This is a genomic window from Bradyrhizobium sp. AUGA SZCCT0222, from assembly GCF_018130205.1.
Lineage (GTDB): Bacteria > Pseudomonadota > Alphaproteobacteria > Rhizobiales > Xanthobacteraceae > Bradyrhizobium.
The window spans coordinates 206,551-217,785 of sequence record NZ_JAFCLX010000009.1 but is presented as its reverse complement, the minus strand read 5'-3'; the positions used below and the strand labels follow the sequence as shown (position 1 = coordinate 217,785).

At 62.9% G+C, this 11,235-nt stretch carries 10 protein-coding genes; 6 read left to right on the top strand and 4 right to left on the bottom strand.

The window, feature by feature from the left end:
• Nucleotides 1–123: 123 nt before the first annotated feature.
• The gene (locus tag JQ629_RS10955; RefSeq protein WP_212412657.1) at nt 124–903 is read right to left on the bottom strand and encodes an SDR family NAD(P)-dependent oxidoreductase; all 780 of its coding nucleotides are present in this window, start codon (nt 901–903) and stop codon (nt 124–126) included.
• A gap of 241 nt (nt 904–1,144) precedes the next feature.
• On the opposite strand from JQ629_RS10955, the gene JQ629_RS10950 reads away from it, so the two are divergent.
• The 3 genes from JQ629_RS10950 to JQ629_RS10940 are packed head-to-tail and all read left to right on the top strand — an operon-like array spanning nt 1,145 to nt 3,354.
• On the top strand, nt 1,145–1,936 hold the full coding sequence (locus JQ629_RS10950; RefSeq protein ID WP_212412656.1) for an enoyl-CoA hydratase/isomerase: 792 nt from the start codon (nt 1,145–1,147) through the stop codon (nt 1,934–1,936).
• Nucleotides 1,933–2,922 carry a phosphotransferase family protein gene (locus tag JQ629_RS10945; RefSeq protein WP_212412655.1) on the top strand — a complete coding sequence of 330 codons (990 nt, stop codon included), beginning with the start codon at nt 1,933–1,935 and terminating at the stop codon, nt 2,920–2,922. The genes JQ629_RS10950 and JQ629_RS10945 overlap by 4 nt, the downstream gene beginning before the upstream one ends.
• A gap of 57 nt (nt 2,923–2,979) precedes the next feature.
• Nucleotides 2,980–3,354, top strand: a complete 375-nt coding sequence (locus JQ629_RS10940) for a DUF6285 domain-containing protein (RefSeq protein ID WP_212412654.1) — start codon at nt 2,980–2,982, stop codon at nt 3,352–3,354.
• Nucleotides 3,355–3,477: 123 nt separating this feature from the next.
• Here JQ629_RS10940 and JQ629_RS10935 read toward each other — a convergent pair whose 3' ends face one another.
• Nucleotides 3,478–4,257 carry an enoyl-CoA hydratase-related protein gene (locus JQ629_RS10935; protein ID WP_212412653.1) on the bottom strand — a complete coding sequence of 260 codons (780 nt, stop codon included), beginning with the start codon at nt 4,255–4,257 and terminating at the stop codon, nt 3,478–3,480.
• Nucleotides 4,258–4,461: 204 nt separating this feature from the next.
• Here JQ629_RS10935 and JQ629_RS10930 point away from each other — a divergent pair, with 204 nt between their 5' ends.
• The gene (locus tag JQ629_RS10930) at nt 4,462–5,736 is read left to right on the top strand and encodes an acyl-CoA dehydrogenase family protein (protein ID WP_212000641.1); all 1,275 of its coding nucleotides are present in this window, start codon (nt 4,462–4,464) and stop codon (nt 5,734–5,736) included.
• A gap of 187 nt (nt 5,737–5,923) precedes the next feature.
• On the opposite strand, the gene JQ629_RS10925 is transcribed toward JQ629_RS10930, so the two are convergent.
• Both JQ629_RS10925 and JQ629_RS10920 read right to left on the bottom strand, forming a co-directional pair.
• Nucleotides 5,924–7,504 (bottom strand): fatty acid--CoA ligase, encoded by a 1,581-nt coding sequence (locus tag JQ629_RS10925; RefSeq protein WP_212412652.1) that lies wholly within the window; start codon nt 7,502–7,504, stop codon nt 5,924–5,926.
• A gap of 194 nt (nt 7,505–7,698) precedes the next feature.
• Nucleotides 7,699–8,574 (bottom strand): SDR family oxidoreductase, encoded by an 876-nt coding sequence (locus tag JQ629_RS10920; RefSeq protein WP_212412651.1) that lies wholly within the window; start codon nt 8,572–8,574, stop codon nt 7,699–7,701.
• Nucleotides 8,575–8,678: 104 nt separating this feature from the next.
• On the opposite strand from JQ629_RS10920, the gene JQ629_RS10915 reads away from it, so the two are divergent.
• Nucleotides 8,679–9,494: a crotonase/enoyl-CoA hydratase family protein gene (locus JQ629_RS10915; protein ID WP_212412650.1), complete on the top strand. Its 816-nt coding sequence runs from the start codon at nt 8,679–8,681 to the stop codon at nt 9,492–9,494.
• Nucleotides 9,495–9,617: 123 nt separating this feature from the next.
• Complete coding sequence (locus JQ629_RS10910; RefSeq protein WP_212412649.1) at nt 9,618–11,159, top strand: acyl-CoA synthetase; 1,542 nt, start codon at nt 9,618–9,620, stop codon at nt 11,157–11,159.
• Nucleotides 11,160–11,235 lie beyond the last annotated feature (76 nt).

The window sequence follows — 11,235 nt, the reverse complement described above, 5'->3', positions numbered from 1 at the left end:
AGCCGAAGTGTCACAATATGAATCACACAAAATGCCGATTCGGGAATCCCCGACATCAGATGTGTGCATGCCCTAGGGCGTTCGCCGGGACGACGAGTGGAGAGAGCTTCGCCGCGTCCATCCTCAAAACGCCGTGTACCCGCCATCGATCACAAAGCAATCCGCCGTATGATACGACGACACCTGGCTCATGATGTACACCGCGATGCCGCCGAAATCCGCGGGCTCGCCGAACCGGCGCACCGGAATGCGCGGCATCACGTTGGCGACGAACTTGTCATTGGCCATGATGCCGGCCGTCATGTCGCTCTTGATCCAGCCGGGCAGGATCGCATTCGCGGTGACGCCGTGACGCGCGAGTTCGACCGCGAGCGCGCGGCACAATGCGTTCAGCGCGGCCTTGGTGCCGGCGTAGTGCTCGTTGCGCGCGGTGCCGAACAGGGAGGCGAGACTCGAGGTCGCGACCAGACGGCCGAATTTGTCGCCGCCTTCCGCGCGTTCGGTCATGTGGCGGGCGGCGGCCTGGAACACGTGGAAGACGCCGTCGAGATTGGTCGCGAACATTTTTCGCCATTCCTCCTCGGTGCGGTCGATGAAGGCGCGCCGTCCGCCTCCGCCGATGCCGGCATTGGCAAAGCAACCGTCGACGCGGCCGAGAGCATCCAGCGTGGCCTTCATCGCGGCCTTGACGGAGGCGGGGTCACTGACGTCGCAGATGCGGGTGTCGACCTTGCCGGGACCCTTGGCGAGGCTTGCTGCCGCGCTCGCATTCTTGTCGGCGTTGCGGCCCCAGATCGAAACGGTGCATCCGGCCGCATTCAGCGCTTGCGCAATGCCGAGACCGATGCCGCCATTACCGCCGGTAACGACAGCGACGCGGCCGGAGAGGTCGAAAATGCTCATGAATGTATCCCTTGGGTGTTTCCATTTGGTCTGGCGCGCGTTAGGGCATGATCCGGAAAAGTGGACGCCGGTTTTCCGACAAGAATCATGCCCAAGACAACAAGGTTTGCGCCCAGTGGTGGGCAGAGGTTCAGTCCGACCATGGACAAGCCCGTCAGGAAAATCAAATATGGGCCCAGACAACACATCCGACCCATCGCGCAAGCCTGATAGCGCGTAAACACAACTCGCGAGGAAACAAATGCAGTTCAAGCACGTCACGCTCGATTTCGATGGCTCGGTCGCCATTTTGAAACTTGACCACCAGGAGGTCATGAACGCGGTTTCGATCGACATGCTGGGCGGCCTCGGCGAGGCGCTGGATGCGATCGAGGACAGGAAGGCGGAGGTGCGCTGCCTTGTGATCACGGGGGCCGGCCGCGCGTTCTGTACGGGTGCCAATTTGCAGGGCCGCAACAACGCCAAGCCGGGCCGGGTCAATGCCGGCGCGGCGCTGGAAACCGCGTTTCATCCGTTCCTGCGTCGCCTGCGCAACCTGCATTGCCCGATCGTGACCGCCGTCAACGGCCCCGCCGCCGGCGCCGGCATGAGTTTCGCGTTGATGGGCGACATGATCCTGTGCGCGCGCTCGTCCTACTTCCTGCAGGCGTTCCGCCGCATCGGCCTGGTGCCGGATTGCGGATCGACCTGGCTGCTGCCGCGGATGATCGGCAAGGCGCGCTCGGTCGAACTGTCGCTGATGGGCGAACGGCTGCCGGCGGAAAAGGCGCTGGAATGGGGCCTCGTCAACCGCGTCCATGACGATGCGGTCTTGATGGAAGAGGCGATGAAGCTGGCGCAGGATCTTGCCAATGGTCCGACGATCGCGCTGTCGCTGATCCGAAAACTTTATTGGGACAGCCCGGAAAACTCCTACGAGGAGCAGCTCAACCTCGAATTCGAGTCGCAACGTATCGCGGGCTCGGCGGAAGATTTCAAGGAAGGCGTCGCCGCGTTCCTTGAAAAGCGCCCCGCCAAGTTCAGGGGCAAATGATCGAGGCCGAACTCGGACGCTGCGTCGCCGCCTGGTATCCGGGCGCGACCGGCGTCACTGGCGCGGCAAAACTTTCCGGCGGCGCCAGCCAGGAAACCTGGACGTTCGACATCGTGCACCCGGGCGGCACTGTCGGCGCGATCCTGCGCCGTGCGCCGCCGGGCTATGGCGCGTCACCCGGCCGCGCCGCAGGGCTCGACGCGGAAGCAACGCTGATGCAGCTCGCGCACGACGCTGGCCTGCCGTCGCCGCGCGTGATGCATGTCTTGAAGCCCGAGGACGAACTCGGCACCGGCTTCATCATGCAGCGGATCGAGGGCGAGACCATCGCGCGAAAAATTCTGCGCGACGAACAATTCGCACAAGCGCGCCCGATCCTGGCGCGCCAGCTTGGCGGGGTGATCGCCAGCATCCACGGCTTGCCGTCGGCAAAACTGCCAAAGCTGCGCGAGATGTCGGCGACAAAGGAAATCGCCGATCTCGATCGGGAGTATCGCAGTTTTGGCCGGCCGCGTCCGGTGTTCGAGCTGGCACTGCGCTGGCTCCGCGAACGCGATCCCGGCCCGTCAAGGGAAGTAACGCTGGTGCACGGCGATTTTCGCCACGGCAACCTCATCATCGGGCCCGACGGCGTCCGCGCCGTGCTGGATTGGGAGCTGGCGCATTTCGGCGACCCGATGGAGGATTTGGGATGGATCTGCGTCAACTCCTGGCGCTTTGGCGAGATCGACAAGCCGGTCGGCGGCTTTGGTTCGCGCGAGGATCTGTTCGCCGGCTATGAAGCCGCCGGGCGCAAGGCCGATCCCGACCGCGTGATGTTCTGGGAAGTGATGGGCACGCTGCGCTGGGGCATCATGTGCTGCGGCATGATGCAGCGTTTTCGCCAAGGCCCCGATCATTCGATGGAGCGCGCCATGATCGGGCGCCGTTCGTCGGAGACGGAAATCGATCTGCTGAGATTGCTAGCCCCGAGGGGAGGGGCATGATCCCGAAAAGTGGACACCGGTTTTCGGATAAGATCATGCCCAAACAGAGAGTCTAACATGCAGGACGAACCGACACCCACCGAACTGATCAAGGCGGTCGCGGATTTTCTGCGCAACGAGATCACGCCCGCCATCAAGGGCCACAACGCCTTCAAGCTCCGCGTCGCCATCAACGGGCTCGATCTGGTGACGCGGCAACTGGCGCTGGAAGGCGATAGCGATAGCGCAGAGGCCGCGCGGCTCAAGCAACTGCTCGGCATCGACGGTGCGCTGCTCGACCTCAACCGCGCGCTATCGGATAAAATTGCAAAGGGTGAGGTCGATCTGCAGACGCCGGGACTGGCCGATCATCTATGGCAAACCACGATGGACAAACTCGCCGTCGATCAGCCGAATTATGCGTCGTATAAGAGGGAGTTGGGGAATAAGTGATCACCACTTCCGTCATTCCGGGGCGATGCGAAGCATCGAACCCGGAATCTCGAGATTCCCCGGTGCGCAATTGCGCACCTGAGGTCTGGTCCTTCGGACCATCCCGGAATGACGACTACGTCGTCACTTCCCCAGCCATTTCGGCGCGCGCTTCTCCGAAAACGCCTTTGGTCCCTCGATGTAATCCTGCGAGGCCGCCATCGCCTTCACCGCCGGATATTCGCGCTGTTCGGCGATCGCCTGTTCCAGCGAGACCGCCATGCCCTTCTGGATCGCCTGCTTGGAGGCGCGGATCGACATCGGCGAGTTCTTGGCGATGGTCTCGGCCCAGCGTTCGGCGGCCGCCAATGCTTCGCCGGCAGGAACCACTTCATTGACGAAACCGAGTTCAAGGCCCTCTTTCGCCGAGACGTGGCGCGCGGTCAGGATCATGCCCATGGCGCGCTTCATGCCGATCTGGCGCGGCAGCCGGTGCACGCCGCCGGCGAGGGCGGCGAGGCCGACGCGCGGTTCGGGCAATGCGAAGGTGGCATTCTCGGAGGCAATGATGAGGTCGCAGGCCAGCGCGATCTCGAACCCGCCGCCCATTGCGACGCCGTTGACGGCGGCGATGATCGGCTTGTCGCAGTCGAACCGCGAGGTGAGGCCGGCAAAGCCACCCTTGTCCCAGCCGCGCTTGCCGCCGGCCGCCTGCCATTTCAGATCGTTGCCGGCACAAAAGGCCTTGTCGCCGGCGCCGGTGACGATCGCCACCCACTGGTCGGGATCGGCGGCGAAATCGTCGAACACCTTGTTGAGTTCGAAATGCGCGTCGATATGCAACGCATTGTACACTTCGGGGCGATTCAACGTGATGATCGTGATCGGACCCTTGCGCGTGACCTTGGAGAATTTGAGATCCATGTTCGCTCCCGCTGTTTTTCTGTGACGAGGAATGATAGCGCGGTGCCAGCCGCCGGAACCCATTCAATTACGCAAGCGAGCCGCGCGTCACAAGCGATATTCCGTTGCTTGACTTGGCCAGGGTATTCCAACCTTAATCGAACATGCGCCGCCTGGTCCGGCTAGCCACTAAACACAATAAACGACATTCCGGGAGAGACCGCCGTGGATTTTGCATTGCCCGCCGACCTCGTCGCTTACCTCGACGAACTCGACAAGTTCATCGCGCGCGAGATCAAGCCGCTGGAAGAGGCCGACGACAACATCCGCTTCTTCGACCATCGCCGCGAATGGGCGCGCACCGATTTCGACAAGGGCGGTTTGCCGCGGCATGAATGGGAAGCGCTGCTGCGCAAGGCGAAAAACCTCGCTGACGCCGCCGGCCACCTGCGCTTCGCAATCCCGAAACGCTACGGCGGCAAGGACGGCTCCAACCTCTGGATGGCCGTGATCCGCGAGCATTTCGCTTCCCAGGGATTGGGCCTGCATAACGACCTGCAGAACGAGCATTCGATTGTCGGCAACCTCCCGATCGTGACCATGCTCGACCGCTACGGCACCGACGAACAGAAGGCGATGATCGACGGTTCGATCACTGGAAAGTACCGCATCACCTTTGGCCTCACGGAACCCGAGCACGGCTCCGACGCCACGCATATGGAAACCCGGGCGGTGCCGGCGACCCGTGACAACGTCAAGGGCTGGATCGTCAACGGCCAGAAGATGTGGACCACGGGCATGCATGTGGCGACGCATTGCGCGCTGTTCGCCCGCACCTCAGGCAATGACGGCGACGCGCGCGGCATCACCTGTCTGCTGGTGCCCGCCAAAGCCGAGGGCGTGAAGGTCGAGGAATATATGTGGACCTTCAACATGCCGACCGATCACCCCCGCGTCAGCTTCACCGACGTGTTCGTGCCTGACGACGCGCTGTTCGGCGAGGTCGGCCGCGGCCTGTCGCTGGCGCAATGCTTCGTGCATGAGAACCGGATCCGGCAGGCGGCGAGTTCGCTCGGCGCCGCCGTCTATTGCATCAACGAAAGCGTCAAATACGCGCGCGAGCGAAAGCCGTTCGGCAAGGCGCTGGCCGAGAACCAGGCGATCCAGTGGCCGCTGGTGGAACTCGCCACGCAAGCCGAGATGCTGCGGCTGTTGATCCGCAAGACGGCGTGGGAAATGGACAAGCTGACCCAGGCGGAGGTCGAGCACACGCTCTCCGACAGGGTCTCGATGTGCAATTTCTGGGCAAATCGCCTCTGCTGCGAAGCCGCCGACCGCGCCATGCAGGTCCATGGCGGCATGGGTTATTCGCGCCACAAACCGTTCGAGCACATCTACCGCCACCACCGCCGCTACCGCATCACTGAAGGCAGCGAGGAAATCCAGAAGCGGAAAGTGGCGGGATTCCTGTTCGGGTATATGGGGGCAGGGAAGCATTGAGGGGAGATGGACCTCACTCTACCAACACGTCGTCCCGGCGAAGGCCGGGACCCATAACCACAGGGTGACATGTGGGGCACGCTCGTTAAGCGCAGGCAACAAATACTTCCCGCAATCAATGATGGCACGGCGTATGGGTCCCGGCTCAAGGCCGGGACGACATCGAGGGTGCAATGCGCAGCGAGCCTCAATTCACCTGCCGGTCCTTCCCCGTCCAATACGGGTCGCGCAAATTCCGCCGCAAAATCTTGCCCGACGGATTGCGCGGCAGCGCCTCGAGAAAATCCACCGACTTCGGTGTCTTGAAGCCAGCAATGCGTTCGCGGGTGAAGTTGATGATGTCGGCGGAAGTAGCTTGCTTGCCCGGCTTCATCACCACGATCGCCTTGACCGCTTCGCCCCATTTGTCGTCGGGGATGCCGATGACAGCGGCTTCGGCGACGTCAGGGTGATCGCAGATCGCGCTTTCGACTTCGGCAGGATAGATGTTCTCGCCGCCGGAGATGATCATGTCCTTGATGCGGTCATGGATGTAGAGGTAGCCGTCCTTGTCCATGTACCCGGCATCGCCCGTGCGCAGCCAGCCGTCGCGGTCGAGCGTCTTGGCGGTGGCTTCCGGCAGGTTCCAGTAGCCGACCATGTTGGAGCCGGAACGCGTGGCGATCTCGCCGACTTCGCCGACCGGCAACCGCGTGCCGTCGGCGTCGAGGATCGCAAGCTCAATGCCGGGCAGGGCCTTGCCGGCCGAGCGCATGCGGTCGAGGCCCTCGATATGGTCCTCCGGCGGCAGCGCGACGATGGTGCCTGTCGTTTCGGTCATGCCGTACATCTGCACGAAGCCGCATTTGAAGACTTCGATGCATTCCTTCAGCAGCGCTGCGGGAATAGGCGAGGCGCCGTAGAGCATGTATTTGAGCCGCGAGAAATCCACCTGCCGGGCGCGCGGCTGCCGCACCACGAACTGCATCGCGGCCGGCACCATGAACAGCTTTGTAATTCCGGACTGCTCGAAGAAATCCAGCACCTTGGTGGGATCGAACTCGCGCGCGATCACGCCCTTGGCGCCGTGATAGAGCCCCATCACGCCCCAGCCGGAGCCGCCGATGTGAAAGATCGGCATCGCCACCAGCGAGACGTCGTCGGTCGACCATTTGTTCCAGTCGGGCTTCTCGGCCTCGCTGCCGGTCTGCACCAGGTTGAGGAAATTGGCGTGCGACAGCATCGCGCCCTTCGGCTTGCCTGTCGTGCCCGACGTATAGAGCTGGATCGCGACGTCCTTGGGGCTGATCGGCACCTTGGGGTCATCGCCGCTCTGCGCATCGCGCCAGGCCGTAAAATCCGGCCATTCCGGGGCGCCGCCTTCGGTGGTGATGATGGTGCGAAGGTCAGGCAGTTGCGGCTTGATGTTGCGGGCTTGCGTGATGAACTCGGGACCTACGAACAGCACCGGCGCCCGGCAATCGGCGACGATGAAGGCGACCTCGGGACCGGCGAGCCGCCAGTTCACCGGCGCCATCACCACATTGGCCTTCATCGCGCCCATCAGCAGTTCGAAATAGATGTCGCTGTTCTTGCCGAGGTAGGCGATGCGCTCGCCCGGCTTGACGCCGAGCGCTACAAGCGCATTCGCAACGCGATTGGTCTTGATGTCGAACTCGGCGAAGCTGGTCTGGCGTCCTTCGAACTCATAGGCCAGGGCGTTGCCGCGGCTCCTGGCGCGCTCGCGCACCATCTCGGCAAGGTTTGCCGGCGCTTGTGTGGCGGACATGTTTCTCCCGTCGTGTCTTATTTTCGTTGCACCGAGTTTGGCGGTATCGCGCGCGAAAAACAAGCAGCGTCGTCCCGGCGAAGGCCGGGACCCATACGCCGCGGCCCATCGGTGAAGAAATGCGGTTAGTCGCCTTCGTAACAATTGGCGACGGTGGCTATGGGTCCCGGCCTTCGCCGGGACGACGTAGAGTTTTACCCGCCCCGCGCCGCGCGGTCCTTTTCGTTCTGCGCCTTGATCGAATCGCGCGCATGCTCCCAGTCGGCATCGGACCACTCGCGCAGCTCGTAGAAGTTTCCGCCGGTTGCCAGCGCCTGTGCGCCGTCCATCGCAATGGTCTCACCGTTGATCCAGTCGCAACCGCCCGAGATCAGGAACACGGCAAGGTTCTGCAATTCTTCCATCTTGCCGACGCGGCCCATCGGATTCCGTGCGATGGTGCGTGCGCCGGGTTCATCGCCCGGGTTGAGACGCTTGCTCATTCCCTCGGTCGGAATTTCGCCGGGTGCGATGGTGTTGAGCCGGATGCCATAGCGGCCCCATTCCATCGCCAGCGACATGGTCATGGCATGGATCGCCGATTTGCTCATCGCCGACGGCACCACATAGGGCGAACCGTTGCGGACCCAGGTCACGGTGATCGACACCACGTTGCCGCGCTGCTTCTCGGCAATCCAGCGGCGGCCGATAGCGTGGGTGACATAGAACGTGCCGTGCATCACGATATTGGCAATCGCGTCGAAGCCGCGTGGCGTCAGGTCCTGGGTGCGCGAGACGAAATTGCCGGCGGCGTTGTTGATGAGATCGGTGAGCGGACCGCCGGTCCAGATCTGTTCGATCATCTCGTCGACCGCAAGCGCGTTGCGGATATCGACGCCGTGGCTGACCACACGTCCGCCGTGCAGATCCATCAATTCGGTAGCGGTCTCGTCGCACACGCTCTTGCGGCGGCCGCAGATATGGACCTCGGCGCCAAGCTCAAGGAATCGCGCTGCCATGGATTTGCCGAGGCCGGTACCGCCCCCGGTCACGAGAATGCGTCGCCCGGCGAGAAGCTGATCGTTGAACATCGTTTCCACCCGAAAGGAATTGCTGTTAATTGGTCGATTGACTAAATCCGGACAACGCCGTTCTGTAAAGCGATAACAGCGAATAGCAGTGGAGGACAATTCTCATGGAGCAGCGCGTTTCGATATCGATTTCGGACGGCATTGCCGACGTCCGGCTGGTGCGAGCGGACAAAATGAACGCGCTCGATGCCGCGATGTTCGAGGCGATTGTCGCTGCAACTGAACGGCTTGCGCATGAAAAAGGGGTTCGAGCGGTAGTATTGTCCGGCGAAGGACGGTCGTTCTGCGCCGGCCTCGATATGGGCCGCTTCGCCGCGATGAAGGAGCAGGGCGGTAACGGGATCGCCGGCGGCGAGAAGCGCGACCTTTCCGCGCGCACCCACGGCCTCGCCAATTTTCCACAGCAGGCGGTGTGGGGCTGGCGGCAACTTCCGGTGCCGGTCATTGCGGCAATTCAGGGCGTCGCCTTCGGCGGCGGGTTCCAGCTCGCGCTCGGCGCCGACATGCGCTTCCTCACCCCTGATGCACGGATGTCGATCATGGAAATCAAGTGGGGCCTGGTGCCTGATATGGCGGGCACGCCGATCCTCGCAAGCCTCGTGCGCGACGATATCCTGCGCGACCTCACCTACACCGGGCGCATCTTCTCGGCGCAGGAAGCGATGAGCTATGGCCTTGCAACGCGGATCTGCGACGACCCCCGCGCCGCGGCCTTCGAGGTTGCGCGTGAGATCGCCGGCAAGAGCCCCGACGCGATCCGCGCCGCCAAGCGCATGCTCAACAATCTGTCCGTCGATCCCGGCCCGGCATTGCTTGCCGAATCCGTCGAGCAGATGAAGCTGATGGGCGGTCCCAACCAGCAGGAGGCCGTGCGCGCCAATCTGGAAAAACGCGCGCCGCGGTTTGCGGATGTTGGGTGAACGTTCACCGTCATTCCGGGATGGTCCGAAGGACCAGACCCGGAATCTCGAGATTCCGGGCTCACGCTTCGCGTGCCCCGGGATGACAGCTTACTAAAACCCGGCGAGAGATCGGACGAGACAATGACAACATCCCCCTTCCTCGGCATCATCAGCGGCCAGCGCCGGCGCGAGCACGCCGAGGTCGCCGAGCGCACCGACCGCATCGCCAGCGGCCTGCATCAGCTCGGCGTCAAGGCGGGCGACAGCGTCTGCATGCTGATGCGCAACGACATCGCCTTCATCGAGGCCGCTTATGCCGCGATGCGGCTCGGCGCTTACGGTGTGCCCGTGAACTGGCACTTCAAGCCGGAGGAAATCAACTACGTGCTGGAGGATTCCGGCACCTCGGTGCTGATCGCGCATGCCGACATGCTGCATCAGCTGCGGGATGCGATTCCATCAGGCGTCACCGCGCTCAGCGTGCCGACGCCGCCGGAGATACTGGCGAACTACAAGATCAACCCCGATCATCTCGCAACGCCGGATGTCGCGATCGACTTCGAATCCTGGCTCCAGCAACAATCGCGCTATGACGGGCCGGTGGTGCCGCAGCCGCAGAACATGATCTACACTTCGGGCACCACGGGCCACCCGAAGGGCGTGCGCCGCTTTGCACCGACGCCGGCGCAGTCTGCCAACGCCGAAGCCATGCGGGCGATGATTTACGGCCTCAAGCCGGGCGCGCGCACGATCCTGCCGGGACCGCTGTATCACTCCGCGCCGAACTCGTTCGGCCTGCGCGCCGGACGCCTTGGTGGCGCGCTGATATTGATGCCGCGCTTCGAGCCGGAGGAATTTCTGCGGCTGATCGAAACCGAGCGGGTCGACACGATCTTCATGGTGCCGACCATGTTCATCCGGCTGATGAAGCTGCCGGAGGAAGTGCGCAGGAAGTACGACGTGTCGTCACTGCGGCATATCATTCACGCCGCCGCGCCCTGTCCGGCCGACGTCAAGCGCGCGATGATCGAATGGTGGGGACCGGTGATCTACGAATTCTACGGCTCGACCGAATCCGGCGCCGTCACCTTTGCCAATTCCGAGGACGCGCTGAAGAAGCCCGGCACCGTCGGCAAGATATCGCCGGGCGCTGAACTGCGCTTCATCGGCGATGACGGGCGCGTGCTGCCGCCGGGCGAGATCGGCGAAATCTATTCGCGGATTTCAGGCAATCCGGATTTCACCTACCACAACAAACCGGAGAAGCGTTCCGAGATCGACCGCGAGGGATTCATTACCTCGGGCGATGTCGGCTATATTGATCAAGACGGCTACGTCTTCATCTGCGACCGCAAGCGCGACATGGTGATTTCGGGTGGCGTCAATATCTACCCGGCGGAAATCGAAGCCGCACTGCACGCCGTGCCTGGCGTCCATGATTGCGCGGTGTTCGGCATTCCCGACGAGGAGTTCGGCGAGGCGTTGATGGCGGTCGTGGAGCCGCAGCCGGGCGTGACGCTCGACGTCGGCGCGGTCCGCGCCGAGCTGAAGAAGTCACTGGCCGACTACAAGGTGCCCAAGCACGTCGAAATCCAGGCCAACCTGCCGCGGGAGGATTCCGGCAAGATCTTCAAACGACGGCTGCGCGATCCCTATTGGGAGCGGGCAGGGCGGCGGATTTAGGGGGCGCGCTTCTCAGGATGAGGTCGGTTAGTTTCTGCACCGCCTCCATCTTTATCTTGCACTGCGGCAAAAAACT

Excerpts from the sequence above, each read along its gene's own strand:
- JQ629_RS10935 (WP_212412653.1), bottom strand. The coding sequence starts at position 4,257 with ATGGATCTCAAATTCTCCAAGGTCACGCGCAAGGGTCCGATCACGATC.
- JQ629_RS10955 (WP_212412657.1), bottom strand. The coding sequence starts at position 903 with ATGAGCATTTTCGACCTCTCCGGCCGCGTCGCTGTCGTTACCGGCGGT.
- JQ629_RS10950 (WP_212412656.1), top strand. The coding sequence starts at position 1,145 with ATGCAGTTCAAGCACGTCACGCTCGATTTCGATGGCTCGGTCGCCATT.
- JQ629_RS10945 (WP_212412655.1), top strand. The coding sequence starts at position 1,933 with ATGATCGAGGCCGAACTCGGACGCTGCGTCGCCGCCTGGTATCCGGGC.
- JQ629_RS10920 (WP_212412651.1), bottom strand. The coding sequence starts at position 8,574 with ATGTTCAACGATCAGCTTCTCGCCGGGCGACGCATTCTCGTGACCGGG.
- JQ629_RS10915 (WP_212412650.1), top strand. The coding sequence starts at position 8,679 with ATGGAGCAGCGCGTTTCGATATCGATTTCGGACGGCATTGCCGACGTC.
- JQ629_RS10940 (WP_212412654.1), top strand. The coding sequence starts at position 2,980 with ATGCAGGACGAACCGACACCCACCGAACTGATCAAGGCGGTCGCGGAT.
- JQ629_RS10925 (WP_212412652.1), bottom strand. The coding sequence starts at position 7,504 with ATGTCCGCCACACAAGCGCCGGCAAACCTTGCCGAGATGGTGCGCGAG.
- JQ629_RS10910 (WP_212412649.1), top strand. The coding sequence starts at position 9,618 with ATGACAACATCCCCCTTCCTCGGCATCATCAGCGGCCAGCGCCGGCGC.